Origin of the sequence: Magnetospirillum sp. 15-1, from assembly GCF_900184795.1 — a bacterium.
Taxonomy (GTDB): domain Bacteria; phylum Pseudomonadota; class Alphaproteobacteria; order Rhodospirillales; family Magnetospirillaceae; genus Phaeospirillum.
Map to the genome: position 1 here is coordinate 14157 of NZ_FXXN01000023.1, position 20600 is coordinate 34756.

At 66.5% G+C, this 20600-nt stretch carries 19 protein-coding genes; 6 read left to right on the top strand and 13 right to left on the bottom strand.

The window, feature by feature from the left end:
* Positions 1-16: 16 nt before the first annotated feature.
* From CP958_RS09590 to CP958_RS09605, 4 genes are read right to left on the bottom strand one after another with little or no spacing between them, the layout of a single operon-like run.
* Positions 17-634, bottom strand: coding sequence for a transferase hexapeptide repeat family protein (locus CP958_RS09590; RefSeq protein ID WP_096701753.1), 618 nt, complete (start codon positions 632-634; stop codon positions 17-19).
* The gene (locus CP958_RS09595; RefSeq protein ID WP_096701754.1) at positions 631-1074 is read right to left on the bottom strand and encodes a thioesterase family protein; all 444 of its coding nucleotides are present in this window, start codon (positions 1072-1074) and stop codon (positions 631-633) included. The genes CP958_RS09590 and CP958_RS09595 overlap by 4 nt, the downstream gene beginning before the upstream one ends.
* Positions 1071-1853 carry a 3-hydroxybutyrate dehydrogenase gene (locus CP958_RS09600; protein ID WP_096701755.1) on the bottom strand — a complete coding sequence of 261 codons (783 nt, stop codon included), beginning with the start codon at positions 1851-1853 and terminating at the stop codon, positions 1071-1073. The genes CP958_RS09595 and CP958_RS09600 overlap by 4 nt, the downstream gene beginning before the upstream one ends.
* 59 nt (positions 1854-1912) lie before the next feature.
* Positions 1913-2095 (bottom strand): DUF1192 domain-containing protein, encoded by a 183-nt coding sequence (locus CP958_RS09605; protein WP_096701756.1) that lies wholly within the window; start codon positions 2093-2095, stop codon positions 1913-1915.
* Between the two features lie 76 nt (positions 2096-2171).
* Between CP958_RS09605 and CP958_RS09610 the strand changes: the two genes are divergently transcribed.
* A complete protein-coding gene (locus tag CP958_RS09610) occupies positions 2172-3164 on the top strand; it encodes an NAD(P)H-quinone oxidoreductase (RefSeq protein WP_096701757.1) in 993 nt (330 codons plus the stop codon).
* A 168-nt stretch (positions 3165-3332) separates the two neighbouring features.
* Positions 3333-3911, top strand: coding sequence for a cell cycle transcriptional regulator TrcR (locus CP958_RS09615; protein WP_096701758.1), 579 nt, complete (start codon positions 3333-3335; stop codon positions 3909-3911).
* 54 nt (positions 3912-3965) lie between these two features.
* Here the strand turns inward: CP958_RS09615 and CP958_RS09620 are convergent, their stop codons facing one another.
* Positions 3966-7073, bottom strand: coding sequence for a DUF3971 domain-containing protein (locus tag CP958_RS09620; RefSeq protein ID WP_242442844.1), 3108 nt, complete (start codon positions 7071-7073; stop codon positions 3966-3968).
* 133 nt (positions 7074-7206) lie between these two features.
* On the opposite strand from CP958_RS09620, the gene CP958_RS09625 reads away from it, so the two are divergent.
* The 3 genes from CP958_RS09625 to CP958_RS09635 are packed head-to-tail and all read left to right on the top strand — an operon-like array spanning position 7207 to position 11440.
* The gene (locus CP958_RS09625; protein WP_242442820.1) at positions 7207-10176 is read left to right on the top strand and encodes a bifunctional [glutamine synthetase] adenylyltransferase/[glutamine synthetase]-adenylyl-L-tyrosine phosphorylase; all 2970 of its coding nucleotides are present in this window, start codon (positions 7207-7209) and stop codon (positions 10174-10176) included.
* The gene (locus CP958_RS09630; protein WP_096701761.1) at positions 10173-10649 is read left to right on the top strand and encodes a peroxiredoxin; all 477 of its coding nucleotides are present in this window, start codon (positions 10173-10175) and stop codon (positions 10647-10649) included. The genes CP958_RS09625 and CP958_RS09630 overlap by 4 nt, the downstream gene beginning before the upstream one ends.
* A complete protein-coding gene (locus CP958_RS09635) occupies positions 10646-11440 on the top strand; it encodes a ferritin-like domain-containing protein (protein WP_242442821.1) in 795 nt (264 codons plus the stop codon). The genes CP958_RS09630 and CP958_RS09635 overlap by 4 nt, the downstream gene beginning before the upstream one ends.
* Positions 11441-11503: 63 nt before the next feature.
* On the opposite strand, the gene CP958_RS09640 is transcribed toward CP958_RS09635, so the two are convergent.
* From CP958_RS09640 to CP958_RS09675, 8 genes are all read right to left on the bottom strand, one after another.
* Positions 11504-12145 carry a cytochrome c3 family protein gene (locus CP958_RS09640; protein ID WP_096701763.1) on the bottom strand — a complete coding sequence of 214 codons (642 nt, stop codon included), beginning with the start codon at positions 12143-12145 and terminating at the stop codon, positions 11504-11506.
* A gap of 20 nt (positions 12146-12165) precedes the next feature.
* Positions 12166-12621 carry a nitrate reductase cytochrome c-type subunit gene (locus tag CP958_RS09645; protein WP_096701764.1) on the bottom strand — a complete coding sequence of 152 codons (456 nt, stop codon included), beginning with the start codon at positions 12619-12621 and terminating at the stop codon, positions 12166-12168.
* 37 nt (positions 12622-12658) lie between these two features.
* Entirely contained in the window at positions 12659-13579 is a 921-nt protein-coding gene (gene napH / locus CP958_RS09650; RefSeq protein ID WP_096701765.1) for a quinol dehydrogenase ferredoxin subunit NapH, read from the bottom strand.
* Positions 13576-14403: a ferredoxin-type protein NapG gene (gene napG / locus CP958_RS09655; protein ID WP_096701766.1), complete on the bottom strand. Its 828-nt coding sequence runs from the start codon at positions 14401-14403 to the stop codon at positions 13576-13578. The genes napH and napG overlap by 4 nt, the downstream gene beginning before the upstream one ends.
* 69 nt (positions 14404-14472) lie before the next feature.
* A complete protein-coding gene (gene napA, locus CP958_RS09660; protein WP_096701767.1) occupies positions 14473-16956 on the bottom strand; it encodes a nitrate reductase catalytic subunit NapA in 2484 nt (827 codons plus the stop codon).
* Positions 16953-17267, bottom strand: coding sequence for a chaperone NapD (locus tag CP958_RS09665; RefSeq protein ID WP_096701768.1), 315 nt, complete (start codon positions 17265-17267; stop codon positions 16953-16955). Before CP958_RS09665 ends, napA begins: the two co-directional genes overlap by 4 nt.
* A gap of 11 nt (positions 17268-17278) precedes the next feature.
* The gene (locus tag CP958_RS09670) at positions 17279-17764 is read right to left on the bottom strand and encodes a ferredoxin-type protein NapF (RefSeq protein WP_242442822.1); all 486 of its coding nucleotides are present in this window, start codon (positions 17762-17764) and stop codon (positions 17279-17281) included.
* 171 nt (positions 17765-17935) lie between these two features.
* Positions 17936-19582: an EAL domain-containing protein gene (locus CP958_RS09675; protein WP_096701770.1), complete on the bottom strand. Its 1647-nt coding sequence runs from the start codon at positions 19580-19582 to the stop codon at positions 17936-17938.
* An 89-nt stretch (positions 19583-19671) separates the two neighbouring features.
* Between CP958_RS09675 and nudC the strand changes: the two genes are divergently transcribed.
* Positions 19672-20592 (top strand): NAD(+) diphosphatase, encoded by a 921-nt coding sequence (nudC, locus tag CP958_RS09680; protein ID WP_096701771.1) that lies wholly within the window; start codon positions 19672-19674, stop codon positions 20590-20592.
* Positions 20593-20600 lie beyond the last annotated feature (8 nt).

A 20600-nucleotide genomic window follows, 5' to 3' on the forward strand; every position in this document is an offset into this window, starting at 1 on the left:
GGGACGGACTGGACCCTCAGCCCTTGGGCTTGTGCCGGGTCAGATCGTCCGGCCACAGAGCGCTGGGATTAAGCTCGGCCCGGCCCGGCTCCGGCGCGCTCAAGGGCTCGCACGGCACCATGGACTTCAGCGCGCGGGCGGCCAGTTGCTGGTAGGCCTCGGTGCCGCGGGTCTTGCGCGCCACTTCCTCGTCGGACAGTTCGCGCAGCACCTTGGCGGGCAGACCGGCCACCAGGGTGCGGGGCGGAATCTTGAAGCCGGCCGGCACGAAGGCCATGGCGGCGATGATCGCCTCCTCCCCCACTTCGGCGCCGTCATAGATGGACGACGCCATGCCCACCAGGGCGTTGCGGCGGATACGGCAGCCGTGCACCACGGCGGCGTGGCCGATATGGCCGTAATCCTCGATCACCGTGTGGAAGCCGGGCGTGCCGTGCAGGATGCAATTGTCCTGGATGTTGACGCCGGCCCCGATGATCACGCTGGAGAAATCGGCACGCAGGCTCGCACCCGGCCCGATGAAGCAGCCGGGGCCGATGCGGACGTCGCCGATCAGCACGGCGGTGGGATGGACGTAAGCGGTGGGGTCAACCACCGGCACCATTCCCTCGAACGCGTAGCAAAGGCCGGTCATGGCATCCTCCGATGGGCTTCGAACACGGCACGCACCGCGTCGGGAATGGGAACCGGGCGCTGGCTGGCCCGGTCGACGAAGACATGGATCCAATGGCCCTCGGCGGCGGCCTCGTCGCAGCCGTCCTCGAACAGCGCCAGGCCATAGCGGGCGCTGGTGCGGCCCATGTGGTCGATGCGGATACCCGCCACCACCGGCGTGGGATAGGAAAGCGGCTTCAAGAAGCGGCAGGACGACTCGGCGGCGAAGGTGATCACCGGCGCGCTCATCAGATCGAGCCCACAAGGCCCGGTCAGGAACTTGACCACGATGTGCTCGAAAAAACGTTGATAAACCACGTTATTGAGGTGGCCGAACATATCGTTGTCCGACCACCGGGTCTGAATCTCGACACGAAAGGGATAATCGGCCTGCCGCGAAATTTCCCTCTTGTGACTCATTGCGCCGTCCAGCCCCCGTCCATGGGCAGGGCGATGCCGGTCATATTGGCGGCGGCGGGCGAACACAGGAACACCGCCAATTCGCCGATCTGTTCCGGCGTGGTGAATTTCTTCGACGGCTGCTTCTCGGTCAGCAGATCGCGGCCCGCCTGCTCGACGGCCACGCCCTGGGCCTCGGCACGGGCGTCGATCTGCTTTTGCACCAGGGGCGTCAGCACCCAGCCGGGACAGATGGCGTTGCAGGTGACGTCGATCTCGGCGGTTTCCAGCCCGACCACCTTGGTCAGGCCGACCACGCCGTGCTTGGCGGCGATATAGGCAGCCTTGTTGACCGAAGCCACCACCCCATGCACCGAGGCGACGTTGACGATCCGGCCCCAGCCGCGCGCCTTCATACCCGGCAGGGCGGCACGGATGCCCTGGAACACCGCCGTTAGATTGATGGCGATCACCGCATCCCAGCGCTCCAGCGGAAACTCCTCCACCGGCGCCACATGCTGGATGCCGGCATTGTTGACCAGGATGTCGAGGCCGCCCAGGCGGCCTTCCGTATCGCGCACCAGTTCGCCCGCCCCATCGGACTTGGACAGATCGGCGCCGTTATAGAGCACGGTAACACCGAATTCCCTGGCGAGACCGGCGCGCAACGCCTCGATTTCTGCCGCGTCGCCGAAGCCGTTGAGCATGACCGAGACACCTTGCGCCGCCAGGGCGCGGGCGATGCCGAGGCCGATACCGCTGGTGGACCCTGTGACCAGGGCTCGCTTGCCGTTCAACATGCCGATTCCTCCGCTCCCTATGGTCTTACCAAGCCGCAAAGCGGTAAACAAGTACCGATTTACCGTTTGAAAAACGCCTCGGCTCCCATCTTTACCGCCTGCTTGCGGGTGATGGCCTCCTGGGTACGGGCGATCTCGCCCTGCAGTTCAAGGATGTAGTCCTTCAGTTCCTCGATGGACATGGGATCGAGGTTCCTCTGCGTCTGGGGCTTCTTGCGCGGTTCCAAATCGTCGGCGTCCATGGGGAGATCCTCTCTTGCCACATCTAATGGAACGTACCAGATTGGGCCGCCCACCGACAGAAGAGAGGCCCGACGGATGCTGCCCGAGACCATGACCTGCATCGAGATTTCCACCCCCGGCGCGCCCGAGGTGCTGAAGCCCGCCACCCGGCCGGTGCCGGTTCCCAAGGCCGGTGAAGTCCTGATCAAGGTGGCGGCGGCGGGCATCAACCGCCCCGACGTGCTGCAGCGCCAGGGGGCCTATCCCGCCCCGCCCGGCGCCTCGGACCTGCCCGGCCTGGAAGTGGCGGGAATTGTCGCCGCCCTGGGCGACGGGGTCACCTCGCCCGCCCTCGGCACCCAGGTCTGCGCCCTGGCCCCCGGCGGCGGCTATGCCGAATACTGCACGGTGGATGCGCGCCACTGCCTGGCCCTGCCCAAGGGCTACGACATGATCCGCGCCGCCGCCCTGCCCGAGACCTTCTTCACCGTCTGGCACAACGTGGTGGAGCGCGGAGCGCTGAAGGCCGGCGAACGCTTCCTGGTCCATGGCGGAGCCGGCGGCATCGGCACCACCGCCATCCAGCTGGCCAAGGCGCTGGGCGCTACCGTGTTCGCCACCGCCAACGGCGAGGCGAAGTGCAAGGCCTGCCGCGACCTGGGCGCCGACGTGGCCATCGACTATTCCGCCGCCGACTTCGTCGAGGTGATCAAGGCCGAGACCAAGGGCAAGGGCATCGACGTCATCCTCGACATGGTGGGCGGCGACTACATCGCCCGCAACATCAAGAGTCTGGCCGCCGACGGGCGTCTGGTCTCCATCGCCTTCCTGCGTGGCAGCAGCGCCGAGATCAACCTGATGCCGGTGATGCTGAAGCGCCTGACCCTCACCGGCTCGACGCTCCGCCCGCAATCCAACGACGCCAAGGCGCGCATGGCCGCCGGTCTGGCGGAAACCGTGTGGCCGCTGCTCGACCAGGGCCGGATCGCGCCCTTGATTCACGCCGTTTTCCCCCTGGCCGAGGCCGCCAAGGCCCACGCCCTGATGGAAAGCAACAGCCATATGGGCAAGATCGTGCTGCAGGTTTGACCAAAGCCACATTCGCACCTATAACTACCTCTGCGTACTCGCCGGAGTGTCGCCATCCGCGATCTGACCCCATGCGGTCTCGCGGGTAATTCGTGAAAAGCGTTGCGGGGGTTGGACCCGCCCCGTCCCAGGCGGACGGAGGGGGACAACGCCGCGTCAGGAGGTTTAATGGCTCTGCCGCTCATGCCCAAGGCGACCGCCGTTTGGCTGGTCGAGAACACCGCTCTCTCCTTCGAGCAGATCGCCGATTTCTGCGGCCTGCATCCGCTCGAAGTCCAGGCCATCGCCGATGGCGAAGTGGCCGCCGGCATCGTCGGTCTTGATCCCGTCGCCAACGGCCAGCTGACCCGCGCCGAGCTCGAGCGCTGCGAGGCCAATCCCGACGGCAGCCTGAAGCTGACCATCACCGACATTCCCCAGCCGCGCGCCAAGCCCAAGGGCGCCCGCTACACCCCCGTCTCCAAGCGTCAGGACCGTCCCGACGCCATCGCCTGGATCATCAAGCACCATCCGGAACTGTCGGATGCCGCCATCTCCAAGCTGGTCGGCACCACCAAGCCGACCATCCAGTCGGTGCGCGACAAGACCCACTGGAACGCCGCCAACATCAAGCCGCGCAACCCGGTCACCCTGGGCATGTGCACCGAGGCCGAACTGGAGAAGGTGGTGGTGCTGTCCGGGCGTTCGCGCCCCGTCATCCACGACGACGAGCCGGCCCGCCACGATGACGGCCCGGCCGAGGATTGAGTCCTCCCCGCAGGGAAGAACACGAAACGCCCGCCCTCACCGGCGGGCGTTTTGCTATTTGGAATCCTTGGCGGCCGGCTTCCTGGCGTTGGTCTCGCTGCCATCGTCGAAGATGTTGAACAGATTGCGCAGGAATCCGGGGGTCAGCGCCGACAGCGGATTGACCACCACCGACGGGTCGTCGGTCGGCCCCTTCATGGAGTAGTTGAAGGCGATGATGCCGCCGCCCTTCTCGCCGCCGGTGATCAGCCAGCCCAGGACCGGGATATTGCCCAGCACCGAATTCAGCGCATAGGCCGGCACCACGGTGCCCTCCATGGCCATGCGGGACTTGTCCAGGTCGATCTGGCCCTTGGCGGTGATGCCCAGCGCCGGCCCCCAGGCCCGCACGTCGCGCACCTCGACCAGCCCTTCCGTCATGGTGAACGGCGCCTCCAGGGACGAGAAGCTGACGCCCTCGCCCTGCAGCACGTCGAGAATGCCGGCCAGCGCCGCCACGGTCAGCAGGCGGGCCAGCACCGGAGCGTTGCGGACATGATAGTCGGTCACCTTGATGACGCCGCTATAGGGCTGTTCCGGGCGGGAATCGTCGATATGGCCGTCGATGGACAGGTTGCCGCCCATCAGATCGCCATAGATATCGAAGACCCGCATGGTCGCACCGGCGTCATCGGAGCCGATGGTGAAATTACGCTGCCTGGCACCGCCGGGCTGGACCATGGCGGTAAAGCTCTTGCCGCCTCCCAGGCCGCCCTTGACGTGAACGCTCTGCCACTCCTGGGCATCACGGGTCAGGGTGGCGGTGGCATTGCTCAACGCCCCCTGGCCCGACATCCATATGGATTTGGCGGTGGCGGAGACGGTCATGGGCGGCGGCTTGTCGGCATCGTCCTTCTTCTTGCCCGCCTTGGCGTCCTCGTCACGGGCCAGCACCGGTTCGGCGTCGAAGGCGGCACCTTTGAAGACGACGTCCAGCCCCGCCTTGCCGGGCCGGATGGCGATGGAGCCCTCACCGTCGGTGCGCAGGTAGCGCACTTTGGAGAAATCGACCTTGCGCGCCGCCCCGTCGGGGCCGAAGGCCACCGAACCGGCCGCGTCCAGGTCGCCGGCCTTGACGGCGAAGCGCGGTACCGAGGCGACGAGCTTGCGATCCAGCTTGACCAGCACATCGGCGCTGCCGGGCTTGCCCTCGGGCTTGCTCCACCCCAGGCCGGGAAGGGCCATTTGGGCGGTGGTCAGGTCCACCTTGGCATCGATCTCGGCCTTGCCGCCGTCGGAGAAGGTGGCGGTGACCTCCGCCCCCACCGGGCCGGCGGTGAAAGGCGCCACGAAGGGCACGCCGTCGAGGCCCAGCAGCTTGCGCTGCTCCTCGGTGACCTCGGGCGCCTTGAGGAAATAGCGCGAGCGGAAGGGCTGGCCCTTGGAAAAATTCTCGCGCCAGGCCAGATGGCCGGGAATGCCGGCCAGCACCACCGGCCCGGTGGCGTCCAGCCCCTTGGCGTCCACGTCCAGTTCCAGCGTGCCGTCCGACAGGTCGAGACCCATCATCACCTTGGGAATGACCACCTTCTTGACGGTGGCGTTGGCCTTGATGCCCACGTCGTCCAGGCGCAGCGTCTTCAGCAGCGGAAATTTGAGGCGCACCTTGGCGACGGCGTCGCCGCCCACCTTGCCGGGCTCGATACCCAGCGCCTGGGCATAGCGCAGCGGCGGATTGTCGATCAGCTTCAGGGCGTCGGTGGCGGGACCGGCGATCACCAGTTCGATGTCGGCGAACTGGTCCTCCTTATCCAACCCCGTGAAGACGATGGTGCCTTCCTTGAGACGCAGGCCGTAGACCTCGCCCCCCGTCAGGGCGATGCGAAACGACGAGGCGTCGAAGGTGCACACCCCCACCGTGTTGCGGGCCTGGGGCATGGGGTGGAGATAGTCCACGGTAACGCCCTCGGGACGGATCTCGCCGCCCAGGTGGTCGATGACCACGTCGTCGAAGCGGCCCGAGGGCGAGCGGGCCGAAAGCGTGATGGTCGCCTCGCGCACCACACCCTTGGACAGATTGGGAATTACCCAATCGCGGGCGTTCTGGGCGAGGCCGTTGGGCCACAGGTCGTGAACCTGATCCACGGGCACATCGCGCAGACCGCCCTCGGCCTTGATGGAGGTTTCGCCGCCCAGCCCGTCCACCACCGCCGCCAGCACGAAGGTGGGGCCACCCAGATCGAGGCGAACCTCGGACAGGTTCAGGCGGGTCATGCCCTGGCCCAGTTCACCGCGCAGCGTCGCCGAGGCCACCTGATGCACGGTATTGAACGGCGCCGGCAGATCGAGGCGCCCGGCACCGCCCGACAGGTCGAAGGTCAACGTCTCCAGCCCGCCGCCGCCGTTCAGGCGCGCCCGCACGCTGCCGGCCAGGGGCATGTCGATCACCCCCAGATGAATGGCCGGGCCGCCGAAACGGGCCAGCACCGCCGGACGAATTCCCTCCAGGCGAAACTCGGCGTCGGCGGCGCCATCGGCCTTGGCATAGGCGGCCTCCACCGACACCTCGCCCACCTCGCCGGCCAGATCCAGGGGAATGCGCCCCTTGGCCTGAAGGCCGGAGGGAACACGGCGGATGGTCAGGTCGGCCCCCGGGGCATGCCAGCTTGTGCCCAGCGCCCGGTCGTCGACCATGAGGTCGGCGCCCCGGATGCTGAAGGATTGCAGCGACCGCCCCGGCTTGGACGGATCCGGATCGCCCAGCAGAGCGTCCTTGATGCGGGCGATCACCAGTCCGGCATCGTCGCCGCCGCCTTCGGGCATGCCGAACTGGAAGTGCCCCGACGCATCGCGGACCAGGGCGAGACGGGGGCCGTTCAGGCGGATGGAATTGGGAGCGACGACACCGCGCAACAGCGCCCGTCCACTCAGCGACAAGGCCATGTCGGGCACCGCCACCACCGGAACGTCGTTTCCGGCCAGATAGGCCCGCACGTTGCGCACATGGATTTCCAGCATGCGATCGTCATCGCCGCGCTGCAGCAGCGTGGCGTCGAGCCGGACGAACAGCGATCCGTCCCGCGCGGTCAGCGCATCTTCGATGTAGGGGGTCAGGAATTCGAGCGAAATCGGGCCGTGGGACAGTCGCCACGCCGCCAGGGGCACAACAAGCAACAGCCCCACCAGAACGGCCCCAAGAAGCTGGAACAGACTCCTAACGGTGCCGTGAACCACTCGCCGTCATCTCCATGCCCGCTTGACCCTTGATCCCGTATTCCGCAGTGTGAAGCAACCACAACATTTGGGGTCGCACAAGGTGAGTTTTCCCCTCGATCAACGTTTCTTCCCCGGTGTTGCCGATCCGTCCCGCGTCGAGGTCGGATTGGCCCGCTGGCGGGAAGCCGCCGATGCCCAGGACGACACCGAACTGGCGGCCTTCATGCGGACCCTGCCGGGCCAGGACGGGATCGGCGGCCTGTTGCGCGGCGTCTTCGCCAATTCGCCCTTCCTGACCCTGTGCCTGGAAAAGGAGCCCGCCTTCCTGCGCCATGCGCTGGAGGTGGGACCGGATGCGGCGCTGGACGCGCTGATCGCCGATCTGAAGGCCGATCTGGGCACCGAAACAGACTTCAACCGCCTGATGCGGAACCTGCGCGTCGCCAAGCGCCGCTGTTCGCTGCTGGCCGCCCTGGCCGATCTGGGCGGCGCATGGCCGCTGGAGAAGGTCACCGGCTCCCTGGCCCTGATGGCGGAAACTGCCATCCGTCTGGGCCTCGCCTTCCTGCTGCGCCGCGAGGCCGAGCGCGGCAATCTGCTTTTGCCCCACCCCGAGGAGCCGGAAAAAGGCTGCGGCGTCATCGTGCTGGGCATGGGCAAGCTGGGCGCCCGCGAGCTGAATTATTCCAGCGATATCGACCTGATCGTCTTCTACGACCACGAAAAGCTGGTCTATACCGGCAAGCGCTCCATCCAGGAATGCATCATCGCGCTTACCAAGGAACTGGTGCGCGTCCTCGACGAGCGCACCGCCGACGGCTACGTCTTCCGCACCGATCTGCGGCTGCGCCCCGACCCCGGCTCGACGCCGCCCGCCGTGGCCCTGGTGGCGGCCGAGGCCTATTACGAGGGCTTCGGCCAGAACTGGGAACGCGCCGCCATGATCAAGGCCCGGCTGGTGGCCGGCGACGAGGAGACGGGGGCCGCCTTCATCCGCTTCCTGCGTCCCTTCATCTGGCGCAAGTCCCTGGACTTCGCCGCCATCCAGGACATCCATTCCATCAAGCGCCAGATCAACGCCCACAAGGGCGGGCGCTCCATCGCCGTGGCCGGGCACAACGTCAAGCTGGGGCGCGGCGGCATTCGCGAGATCGAATTCTTCGCCCAGACCCAGCAGTTGATCTGGGGCGGCCGCCAGCCGGAGATGCGGGTGTCGGGGACCATGGCGGCGCTGGACGCCCTGGCCGCCGCCGGCCACGTCACCCCCGAGGTGGTCGCGGACATGGCCGCCGCCTACCGCTATCTGCGCACCCTCGAACACCGCCTGCAGATGGTCGACGACAAGCAGACCCAGACCCTGCCCACCAACCCGCAAATACTGGCCGAGATCGCCGCCTTCATGGGAGCGGCGGACATGGACGCCTTCTCGGCCGACCTGACCCGCCACCTGCAGACCGTCGAGCACCACTATGCCGGCCTGTTCGAGGACGCGCCGCCGCTGGGCGCCGGCGGCAATCTGGTCTTCACCGGCGGCGAGAACGACCCCGAGACGGTGCACACCATCACCGAGATGGGCTTTGCCAACGCCGACGCGGTGTGCTCGACCATTCGCGGCTGGCATCACGGACGGGTGCGGGCCACCCGCTCGACCCGGGCGCGCGAGTTGCTTACCGAGTTGACGCCGGCCCTGCTGTCGGCCCTGGCCACCACCACGGCGCCCGACGACGCCTTCATGCGCTTCGACGAGTTCCTGACCCGCCTGCCGGCCGGGGTGCCGCTGTTCTCGCTGTTCTACGCCAACCCCTCCCTGCTGGAACTGGTGGCGGAGATCATGGGCGACGCGCCCCTGCTGGCCGAGCATCTGGCGCGGCACACCACCACGCTCGATTCCGTGCTGCAGGCCAATTTCTTCGAGCCCCTGCCGCCCCAGGACGTTCTCGAGGCCGAACTGGCCAAGGCGCTGTCCGAGGCCGACGACTTCCAACTGGTCCTCGACGTGACACGACGCTGGGCCAACGACCGCAAGTTCCAGGTGGGCGTGCTGACGCTCCGCAACGTGGTCGAGGCCGGTGAGGCGGCCGGCGCGCTTTCCGACGTGGCCGGGGCCATCCTCCGCCAGTTGGGAGCCAAGGTGGAGGAGGAATTCGCCCGCGCCCACGGCCATGTGCCGGGCGGGGCCTGGGTGATCCTCGCCATGGGCAAGGCCGGGGGGCGCGAGATGTCGGCCACCTCGGACCTGGACCTGATCCTGGTCTACGACTGCCCGGAGGATACGGAGGAATCCGACGGCTCGCGGCCGCTGGCTCCCGCCGTGTGGTTCTCCCGCCTTACCCAGCGCATGGTCAACGCGCTGACCGCCAAGACCGGCGAGGGCACGCTGTACGAGGTGGACATGCGCCTGCGGCCCTCGGGCAATTCCGGGCCCATCGCGTCCAGTTTGGAAGCCTTCCGCCGCTATCAGGAGGAAGCGGCCTGGACCTGGGAGCACATGGCCCTGACCCGCGCCCGCGTGGTGGCCGGCGACCCGGCCCTGGCCGAACGGGTGAACGCCATCATCCGCCGGACCCTGACCAGGCCCCGCGACCGGGCCAAGCTGCTGCTCGACGTGGCCGACATGCGCGAGCGCATGGCCAAGGAGCACAAGGCCGGCAGCCTGTGGGAAGTAAAGCACCTGCGCGGCGGGCTGGTGGACATCGAGTTCACCGCCCAGTACCTGCAACTGGCCCATGGCCCCGACCATCCGGAGATGCTCGACAGCAATACCGCCCAGGCCTTGGACAAGGCCGCCGGAGCCGGAGTGCTGGAGCGGGCCGACTGCACCACCCTGACCGAGGCCCTGCGGCTGTGGTCGGCGGTGCAGACCGTGCTGCGCCAGACCATCGCCGGCGGCTTCGACGAGCATACAGCGCCGCGCGGCCTCAAGGACGTGCTGGTGCGGGCCGCCGGAATGACCGATTTCAAGAGCCTCACCGACCGCATGGAAGACTGTGCCGCGAGCGCCCACGAGGTGTTCCGCCGCCTGATCGACCGACCCGCCGCCGAAATGAAGGAACAGGAGACAGCACAATGACCACCGCCCCCGGCACCACCAGCGTCGGCACACCCGCCCCCGCCTTCGCCATGGAATGCGACGACGGCAAGGTCGCCCTGGCCGATTACCGGGGCAAGGTCCTGATACTGTACTTCTATCCCAAGGACGACACCTCGGGCTGCACCTCCGAGGCCAAGGCCTTCCGCGACCTCCATGCCGAGTATCAGGCGGCGGGGGTCGAAGTGCTCGGCGTGTCCAAGGACTCGGTCGCCAGCCACGCCAAGTTCCGCGCCAAGCACGAGTTGCCCTTCCGCCTGGGCTCCGATCCCGACGGCGCGGTGTGCGAGACCTATGGCGTGTGGAAGAAGAAGAGCATGTATGGCCGCGAATACATGGGTATCGAGCGCTCCACCTTCCTGATCGACAGAGACGGCGTGCTGCGTGCCGAATGGCGCAAGGTCAAGGTCACCGGCCACGCCGAGGCGGTGCTGAAGGCGGCCAAGGGGCTGTGACCACCCTCTCCCAAGCCGCCTGCGCCGTCCTGTCCGCCGCCGAACCGGCGGAGAAGTGCCGCCTGACCCGAATCTTCGCCGCCGACTGGCGCGAGGGGCGCATCACCGAGGTGGGCGACACCCTGCCGCCGGCCCGCCCGGCACGCCCCCTCCGGCCGCAACTGCTGCCGCCCAAGGAGATGCCGCGCCGCTCCTATGGCGGCGACCGGGGGCGCATCGGCCTGATCCATGCCCTGGCCCATATCGAGCTCAACGCCATCGATCTCGGCTGGGATATCATCGCCCGCTTCACCCACGAGAGCCTGCCCCGCGACTTCGCCTCCGACTGGGTGTGGGTGGCGCTCGACGAGGTAGAGCATTTCGAGATGCTGGAGCGCCTGCTGGCTAGCCTGGGCGCCGCCTACGGCGACCTTCCCGCCCATGACGGGTTGTGGCAGGCGGCCGAGAAGACCGCCGACGACATCCTGGCCCGCCTGGTGGTCGTGCCCATGACCCTGGAGGCACGCGGCGTCGACACCACGCCGCCCACCATGGACAAGCTGGCAAAAAACGGCGACGCCCTGACTCCCCCGGCCCTGGACGTCATCTACCACGACGAAATCCGCCACGTGGCGGCGGGGGTGCGCTGGTTCACCTTCGTGGCCGAAAGGCGCGGCCTCGATCCCAGGGCCGCCTATCTCCAGTACATGGCCCGGCACTACCCGGCCGGGCTGAAGCCGCCCTTCAACCATGAAGGCCGCGCCCAAGCGGCCTTTCCCCGCGACTGGTACGAGGAAATGGCGCGAAGATAGGCAAAAAAAGGGCCTCCCGGGGAGTCTCGGGAGGCCCATATTATTGGGGTCAAGCGGTGGTCCCTACGGCTTGACCGCCCCACCCACGCTTTCGTTCAGCTCGCGCTCGGCCTTGAAGGCGCCGGCGGGAAGCTGGTGGGCGATACCCTTGTGGCAGTCGATGCAGGTCTTGCCCTGCTGCTCCGCCTCGGAGTGACGGTTGCGCGCGCGCGCCTGCTGCCGGGTCAGGTCGAAGGCCCCGAAGTTGTGGCAGTTACGGCACTCGCGGGAATCGGTGGACTTCATGCGGCTCCACTCGTGCTTGGCCAGTTCGATGCGCTTGGCCTCGAACTTCTCGCGCGTGTCGATGGTGCCCAGGATCTTGTGCAGCACCTCGTTGGAGGCCTGGATCTTGCGCTGGATCTTGTAGATCCACGGACGCGGCACGTGGCAGTCCGGGCAGGTGGCCCGCACGCCGGAACGGTTGGAATCGTGGATGGTGCCACGATATTCGCGATAAACGTTCTGTTCCATCTCGTGGCAGCTAAGGCAGAAGGCCTCGGTATTGGTCAGTTCCAGGACGGTGTTGAAGCCGCCCCAGAAGATGACGCCGCCGACAAACCCCACCACGATCAACGTGCCCAGGGACCAGCGGCTGCTGGGGCTGCGCAACGCATTCCACCATTCACGCAACAGACCTTGCTTGGCCGGATTCTCAGTGCTCATGGCCCGATCCTTCCCTTGGCCTAGCGGATGTTGGTGTTGGTCGTGGCGGCCTGGAACTTGTTGTCGACCAGCGACTTGGCGTCATTCTGCGGCACATGGCACTGCTTGCAGAAATAGCGGTTGCCGTTGACCACGTCCTGGCGCACGCCGTTACGGTCGATGTAGTGCAGGTCCGAAATCTTCGGCGCCTTTTCCTGGTCGCTGTACGGCCATTCGTGGCAACGCAGGCACTGATTGACCTTGAGGTCGATCTCGTACTTGTCGGTGGTGTGCGGCACCAGCGGCGGCTGCTGGCGATAGGCACGCTCGTGCTTCGTGCCTTCCATCACCTTGTAGATGGGAGGCGGCGCATCGGGTTCGTTGGCATTGCTGTGGCGCAACGCCTGCACCTCGCCGGCCGCGACCCCCAGAGCGGTCACCCCCATACCCAGCGCCAGGGCCAGCGCGAGGGCGATTGCCTTGATCTTAGTCTTCACTGCGGTCACTCCCCTTCCAGAACTCTCGATAAAATCATCAGGCGACCCCGGCCGACGACGTGTCGGAGGGCACGTTGTTAAACCGTGTGTCGAAGCGGAACACGGCCTTGGAACACACATCGATGCAACGGCCGCAATTGGTGCAGTCGTGCGACATGATGACGGGACCCACGCCCTTGGCCGCGCCGCGCAGGGCGGGCGCGATGACGTGGCGTTCGGGGCAGACGGAAAAGCAATCCATGCAATCGTCGCAGGCGGCGCGGTTGGTGGCGCTGACGCGCAGCACCGCCGCCCGGCCCAGCAGGCCGTAGAAGGCTCCCACCGGGCAAAGATGGGTGCACCAGCCCCGTTGGGCGACACCCAGATCGAACAGGAACACCGCCAGCGTGATCAGCGTCGCCGAGCCGAGAGTCAGGATCGCCCCGGTGACCAGCCCGCGATGCAGCATGGTCACCGGATTGACCAGTTCCCAGGCGATGGTGCCGGTGGCGGCCGAGGCGGCCAGCACGCCGCCCAGCACCCACAGGCGGGTGTTGCGGTTGAGCGGCAGCCCCTTTTCGATCCCCAGCCGGGTACGCAGCCAATAGGCCAGATCGGTGACGGCATTGACCGGGCAGACCCACGAGCAATACATGCGGCCGCCGACCAGGGTGTAGACACCCAGAACGATGGCGGCACCGATCAGGGCCGAGCCGGTCATCACATGCCCGGCCAGCAGGGCCTGCAGCACCATCAGCGGATCGGTGAGCGGCAATACGCCGAGCGTCAGGCTCGACGCCAGATTGCCCTTGGCGATCCACACGCCCCACAGCGGGCCGGTCAGGAACACGGCGACCACCAGAATTTGGGACAGACGCCGGGCCAGCAGCCATTTGTTGGCGGCCAGCCAGCCCTTGGCGGCCACCGCCGAGGCGCCGGGATTGTCCAATCCGGAATGAGCGGTCTTGACGGCGCTCATGGCTTGAACTCCTTGAAGCCGCCATCGGGGCGCTTCTCAAGCTTGTAGGTGCCGCCGGGGGTCATCTCGACGCCCTCCATGCCGCGCACCTGCACCTCGGGGCTGGGCTCGACCAGCGAACCGCCGGCCTTCTTCTTCTCTTCCCAACCCAGGCGGTAGTGCTTGCCCAACTGGCCGGTGGCCAGGGCGTGGGGCAGGACCTTGATGGCCGCCTCGTCCAGCACGCAGGCCCGCTCGCACTTGCCGCAGCCGGTGCACTTGGCCGAATGCACGGTGGGAATGAAGAAGGCGTGCTTGGCGGTACGGGTGTTGTGGGAAAGCTCCAGGGTGATGGCCTCGCCGATCCGCGGGCACACCCGGTAGCAGACGTCGCAACGCAGCCCCAGGAAGTTCAGGCAGCTTTCCTGGCCCACCAGGACCGCGACGCCCATCTTGGCGTTCTTGATGTCCTTCAGCCCCTTGTCCAGCGCCCCCGTCGGGCAGGCGGCGACACAGGGGATGTTCTCGCACATCTCGCAAGGAACCTTGCGGGCGTTGAAGAACGGAGTGCCGACGGTCGGGCCGTCGCCCAGATCGGACAGCTTCAGGGTATCGTAGGGGCAATCCTTGACGCACAGCCCGCAGCGGACGCAGGCGGCGAGGAAATCCGTCTCGGCCACCGCTCCGGGCGGCCTGAGCGCCACCGCCTCGGCACGGCGCCGGGCGGGAATGGCCAACAGGGCTCCAAGCAGGCCGACCGTACAGGCGCCCTTGACCGTTCCGGCCAGCACGGCTCGCCGGTTGTGGTCCACAGCATCCCCACCTGTCTTGTGGTGCCTGGCCATGATTGGCTTCTCCGATGGTTGGGACCGCCCGCCCCGTTGGGCGGCGCGGGCGGTCCCCTACCCTCTTTCCTAGGCCTTGCTCACCTTGACGGCGCACTTCTTGAAGTCCGTCTCCTTGGAGATCGGGCAAGTGGCGTCGAGAGTGAGCTTGTTGACCAACTGGCTTTCGTCGAAGAACGGCATGAACACCAGTCCCTCCGGCGGCTTGTTGCGACCACGGGTATCGATACGGGTGGTCACTTCGCCGCGCCGGCTCGCCACCTTGACCACGTCACCGTTGCGCAGGGAGCGCTTGGCGGCGTCGTTGGGGTGCATGTAGAGCACGGCGTTGGGCACCGACTTGTGCAGTTCCGGAACGCGCCGGGTCATGGAGCCCGAGTGCCAGTGCTCGAGGACACGGCCGGTGGACAGCCACAGGTCAAACTCCTTGTCCGGCGACTCGGCGGCCGGCTGGTAGGGCAGCGCGAAGATCCAGGCCTTGCCGTCGGGCTTGCCGTAGAACTTCACCCCCTCGCCCGCCTTCACGTAGGGGTCGTACCCTTCGCGGAAGCGCCACAGGGTCTCCTTGCCGTCGACCACCGGCCAGCGCAGGCCGCGAGCCTTGTGATAAGCCTCGAACGGCGCCAGATCGTGGGCATGGCCGCGACCGAAGGCGGCGTATTCCTCGAACAGGCCCTTCTGGGCATAGAAGCCGAACGCCTTGGACTCGTCGTTCTCGTGATCGGCCTGCAGTTCGATCAGCGGGAATTTGTCCACCTGACCGTTCTTGAAGAGCACGTCGAACAGGGTCTTGCCGCGCACTTCCGGCTTCTTGGCGATCAGCTCCTCCGGCCACACTTCCTCGACCTTGAAGCGCTTGGAGAACTCCATCAACTGCCACAGATCCGACTTGGCCTCGCCCGGAGCCTTGACCTGCTGGCGCCAGAACTGGGTCCGGCGCTCGGCGTTGCCGTAGGCGCCTTCCTTCTCCATCCACATGGCGGTGGGCAGGATCAGGTCGGCCGACAGCGCGGTCACGGTCGGATAGGGATCGGACACCACCACGAAGTTGGCGGGGTTGCGGTAGCCCGGATACCCCTCCTCGTTCATGTTGGGCGCGGTCTGCATGTTGTTGGTGCACATCACCCAATAGGCGTTCAGCTTGCCGTCCTTCAGCATGCGATGCTGCAGCACGGCGTGATAGCCGATCTTGGGGTTGAGAGTGCCGGCGGGCAGCTTCCACAGGCCCTCGGCGATCTCGCGATGCTTGTCGTTCATGACCACCATGTCGGCGGGCAGACGATGGGCGAAGGTGCCGACCTCGCGCGCCGTGCCGCAGGCCGAGGGCTGGCCGGTCAGCGAGAACGGGCTGTTGCCCGGCTCGGAGATCTTGCCCATCAGCAAGTGCACGTTGTAGATCATGTTATTGACCCACGTGCCGCGCGTATGCTGGTTGAAGCCCATGGTCCAGAAGGACACAACCTTGACCTTGGGATCGGCATACAGCTTGGCCAGGGCCTCCAGCTTCTCGGCGGGCACGCCGGACAGCTTGGAGACCTTCTCCACGGTGTACTCGGAGACGAAGGCCTTGAACTCGTCGAAGGTCATCGGGTCGGCCTTGTCCGGCGTCGCCGCGTTGGCCTGATCCTTCTCCAGCGCGTGGGTCGGACGCAGGCCGTAGCCGATATCCGTGGCCCCCTTCTTGAAGTTGACGTGCTTCTCGATGAACTCCTTGTCATAGGCGTTCTTCGAGATGATGTAGTGGCAGATGTAGTTCAGGATCGCCAGATCGGTCTGGGGCGTGAACACCATCGGAATATCGGCCAGCTCGAACGAGCGGTGCTCGAAGGTCGACAGTACGGCGACCTTGCAGCCCTCGTGGGTCAGGCGGCGGTCGGTGACACGCGACCACAGGATCGGGTGCATTTCCGCCATGTTCGAGCCCCACAGCACGAAGGCGTCGGTCTGCTCGATGTCGTCGTAGCAGCCCATGGGCTCGTCGATGCCGAAGGTGCGCATGAAGCCGGTCACGGCCGAGGCCATGCAGTGGCGCGCGTTGGGATCGAGGTTGTTGGAGCGGAAGCCGGCCTTGTAGAGCTTGGAAGCGGCATAGCCCTCCCAGATGGTCCACTGGCCCGAGCCGAACATGCCGACGCGGGTCACGCCGTCGGGCTTCTTCAGCTGTTCCTTCCACTTCTCGGCCATGATGTCGAAGGCCTGGTCCCACGAGATCGGCGTGAATTCGCCGTTCTTGTCGAACTTGCCGTTCTTCATGCGCAGCAGGGGCTTGGTCAGCCGGTCCTCGCCGTACATGATCTTGGACAGGAAGTAGCCCTTGATGCAGTTCAGGCCACGGTTGACCGGCGAGTCCGGGTCGCCCTGGGTCGCGACGACGCGACCGTCCTGCACCCCCACCAGAACCGAGCATCCGGTGCCGCAGAATCGGCAGACACCCTTGTCCCAGCGGATATTGGCTTTTGCCGGCTGGGCGACGGCCGGCGTGGCGATCCCCGCAGCGGCAGCAGTGGCCGCGACGGCGTTCGCCTTAATGAAGTCGCGCCTGGTGAGGCTCATGAAACGGTCTCCCCTTCCAGATCAAGATCGGAATCAAAGTGATGATAGACCAGGGCGACATTCAAAATGCCCTGGATGTCGGTCAGACTGGTTATCGTGGCGCCCGCCCAGTTGCCTTCGGCATCCTCGACGGTAACCACCATTCTGCCATCGTCGGTCATGGTGTGGACCTCGACGCCGGGAATCCGGGTGAGGGCATCATGAACTTCGTGTCGGCGCTCCGGTTTGACGTGAATCAACACGCCGCAGATGTTCTCCACCTGCTCCCTGGGCTTGGATTGTTCGGTGGCAACGAAGGTCGCGAGTCTCATTCCCTAACCTCTCAGGCTCGAACCAAAGGTGCCATGGACAACGCCCCGACCGGACAGGCCGAGACGCAGACTCCACAACCATTACAGGACTCGTCGGCGATCTCGGGCAGCACGCGGCCGCCCGGTAAAGGCCGGAACTTGATGGCGCGGGGATCACAGGGATCGCCGCACAGGCGGCAGGTCACGCCTTGCAGGGAAATGCACGCCCCTCCCAGGTGCGCCAGGACCGGCAGGCGGTCGGCGCCGTCGAAAGCGGTGCGGTCGATGGCCGCCGGGCGGCCGTCACGCGGGACGCAGGCCGTGTCGCAATCGCCGCAGAAGGTGCAGCCGCCACGGTTGAAATCCACCACCGGCCGACCGTCGGCACCCTTGGCGAGAATATGTTCGGGACAGGAGGTCAGGCAGGCGCCGCAACCATCGCAGGTGGCGGCAAAGGTCTCGATGCTCCAGGGCGGACGCGGCCCCGACGGCGCCCGGCTCTGGGGCCTTCTCGTCAACAACGTCCGCCGGGACAATAGCCCAGACATCGGAAATTCCTCCCTCGGCAGGCTCCCCCTCCCCCGGGATGATGCCTGATGACGGGAAGATGTCACCGTATCGATCAAGACGCTTTGACGTTGGTCAAAAGACGTTAACGAAGTATGGCTAAAACTTACCGTAACACGAGATTATGCGTGAACCATGACCGGCTGGCCCAGCATGCGCTCGAACTCCTCGGCCGGAACGGGCCGGGAATAATAGAAGCCTTGCACGGTGTCGCATCCATTGTTGCGCAGAAACATAATGTGCTCGGCGATTTCGGCACCCTCCGCCACCACCTCCAGGTTGAGACCGCGCGACAGGCCGATGATGGCCCGCGCGATCTCGGCGGTCTTGGGGTTGGTGTCCACGTCGGCGATGAAGGCGCGATCGATCTTGAGAGTGGTGATGGGAAAGCGTCCGAGATAGCTGAGCGACGAATAGCCGGTGCCGAAATCGTCGATGGACAGGCCGATGCCCAGGTCACGCAGCGCCTTCATCTTGCGCACCGCCGTGTCCACGTCGTTCATCAGCATGCTCTCGGTGATCTCCAGCTCCAGCCACTTGGGATCGAGGCCGGTGTCGTCCAGCGCCGCGGTCACCGTGTCGAGCAGGGTCCGCGAGCGGAACTGGCGGGCCGAGACGTTGACCGACACCTTGAGCGGGGCATGGCCGGCATCCTGCCACTTGCGGTTCTGCCGGCAGGACTGGCGGAGAATCCAGGTGCCGATCGCCTCGATCTGGCCGCTTTCCTCGGCCACCGGAATGAACTCGCCGGGCGAGATCATGCCGCGCTCGGGGTCCATCCAGCGGATCAGCGCCTCGGCGCCCACGATGGTATCGCGGTCGGCGGAAACCTTGGGCTGGTAGAAGACCACGAATTCCTCGTTGGTCAGCGCCCGGCGCAGGCGCCCCTCCAGTTCCAGGCGGGACTTGGCCTTGCGGTTCATGTCCTTGGAAAAGAACTGGTACTGGTTGCGGCCGGAAATCTTGGCGTAATGCAGGGCGTTCTCGGCATGCTTGACCAGCTGGATGCTGGAATCGGCGTCCAGCGGATAGACACTGATACCGATGGAGAAGGTGATCACCACCTCCTGCCCATCCAGGGCGAACGGCTCCTTGACGGCGTTGAGCGCCTTCTCGGCGACGATGACGCTGTCGTCGGTGTCGGCGATGGCCATCACCAGGGCGAACTTGTCGCCGTCGAGCCGCACCGCCGTATCGGTCTCGCGCACGCACATCTTGAGACGGCGCGCCACCTCGATCAGCAGGCGGTCGCCGGCCCCGTGGCCCAGGGCGTCGTTGACCAGGGTGAAGCGGTCCAGCCCCATCATCATCAGCGCCACCGAACCGCCGGTGCGGTTGGCCTGCAGCACCGCCTGGCCGATACGGTCGCCGAACAGATCGCGGTTGGGCAGTCCGGTCAGGGAATCATAGCCGAAGGTGCCGCCGTCGCCATTGGCATCCTCGGCCACGGCGGGCCGCACCACGCAAAGATAGCGGTCGGGAAAGTCGGTGCCGGAATTGATGGCGGCGGCGGTGACCTCGAAGGGCCGCTCCTTGCCGTCCGGACAGGTGATCATGCCCTGCCAGCGCCCCCCGGCTCCCGGCGTCATGGCCCGGTGGATCATGCCGGCCGCAAGGCGTGAAACCTCGGCGCCGCCGGCTGCGGTAAAGCCCATCAGCGTCTCGAACGCCGGGTTCGAACGCAGGGGATTTCCCTCGCCATCGGCGATGATCACCGCGTCGCGGATCGAGTCGAGAAGACCGTTCAGAAGGGCTTGGATGTCATTCATGCGTCACCGTGCGGGACAATCTTCCAAATTGCCATCGGATTCGCAATCTTCTTCTCGCGACCATTTCGAACCCATGCCAAGCTGCCGCCATGACCTCTACGATCCTTTATTCCGGCCTCGGTCTCGACCGGGCCCACCCCATTCGCCGGAACGGTGACGTCGTCGAACTGATGCGCCGTCCGGGTGCCCGTTTCACCGTTTATTGGCGCGGACGCCAGTTGGTGGGCGGCACGCCGCCCGCCGTCCGCTGGCTCGACCGGACCTACGGCCTGCGGCTGGCCGAGGCTACCGGCGGCAATTGCCTGCTGCTGGGCGAAGACCCGTCCGGCCCGCTGCTGGCGCTCGACGTCTCCGCCCTGGACGGCGGAGAACAAGGCCCCGAGATGGGCGGCAACTGGGTCATGCTGCGCTCGGTGGGCGGCCTGCTGCCCGCCCAGGACGCCGCCCTGCTGGCCTATGCCCGCGGCGTTCTGGTCTGGCGGGAGAAGACCCGGTTCTGCGCCACCTGCGGCGGCGGCCTGCTGATCCAGGATTCCGGCCATTCGGCCAAGTGCTCGGAGGAAGCCTGCGGCGCGCTGCACTTCCCGCGCACCGACCCGGCCATCATCATGCTGGTCACCGACGGCCGGGACCGCGCCCTGCTGGGCCGCCAGCCGGTATGGGCTCCCGGCATGTATTCCTGCCTGGCCGGCTTCGTCGAGCCCGGCGAATCCCTGGAGGACGCCGTGGCCCGCGAAGTGTGGGAGGAAGCCGGCATAAGGGTGCGCGAGGCCCGCTATTTCGCCAGCCAGCCCTGGCCGTTCCCCTCCTCCATCATGATCGGCTTCAACGCCGTTGCCGAGGACGGCGAGCCGGTCCCCGATCCGCACGAGATCGAGGAGGTCCGGTGGTTCAGCCGCGACGAGGTGCGCGGCTTCGGCGAGGCCGACCGCCCCGGCGAAGGTGGCCGCTTCCTGCCGCGCAGGGATTCCATCGCCCGCGCCCTGGTCGAGGCGTGGCTGCGGAGGTGAGCTAAGAA